General features: G+C 54.4%; 2 protein-coding genes. Both read right to left on the reverse strand.

All coding sequences use genetic code 11. From position 1 onward, the window contains the following. Positions 1 to 3: 3 nt before the first annotated feature. A complete protein-coding gene (tnpB, locus tag B5F27_RS16370; RefSeq protein WP_087369080.1) occupies positions 4 to 360 on the reverse strand; it encodes an IS66 family insertion sequence element accessory protein TnpB in 357 nt (118 codons plus the stop codon). A gap of 1 nt (position 361) precedes the next feature. Beyond that, positions 362 to 687 (reverse strand): hypothetical protein (locus B5F27_RS16905; protein WP_158098283.1); only part of this gene is annotated, 326 nt, incomplete at its 5' end.

Genomic DNA, 687 nt, shown 5'->3' on the forward strand with positions numbered 1-687 from the left:
GGATTATACCAGCTCTTTCGGGCGTCCGGGACGGATCGCCTTGGGCTGCTCAATATTCAGCCCCTGCATGAGCCAGGTGAACTGCTCCCAGGTCAGCGGCTTTACTTCCCGGGCATTCCGCGGCCATTGGTAACGGCCATTGTCCAGCCGCTTGTACAGCAATACAAAGCCGTCTGGTTCCCACAGCAGCGCCTTCAGCCGGTCACAGCGTTTGCCGCAGAACAGAAACAGGCTGCTGGAATAGGGATCTATCCCAAAGTTCTGCTGCACAAAAGGGACCAGGCTGTTCAGTCCCTTGCGCATATCGGTGTAGCCACAGACAATATACACGTTCTTGGCCTGTCGGATATCTCCCAGCATCTTAAGCCAGCCCTTTCACCAGCTTGACCAGGTATTCTATGGGTACATCTGTCGGCAGATAAATACGAACTTCTCCCTTTTCGATGCAAATACCAGATGTCCCTGCCTCGTCTGCACAGCAGTCTGCAGACGATTTGGAAGCAAGTACTTCTTCACCTGACTTTTGGATCTGTACCGGAACAATCTCCTGGCCCGAAAGAATTTCACCCGCCAGTTCATCCCGCAGCAGCCCCTGCCACCTCATGAGGGTCGAATATTTCACACCGGCCTGTGCGCACCATTCCCGCTTGTTTTTTCCACTGCGGGCGCACTCCTGCAGCAGGCTAA

Source organism: Faecalibacterium sp. An192 (assembly GCF_002160175.1).
Classification (GTDB): domain Bacteria; phylum Bacillota; class Clostridia; order Oscillospirales; family Ruminococcaceae; genus Faecalibacterium.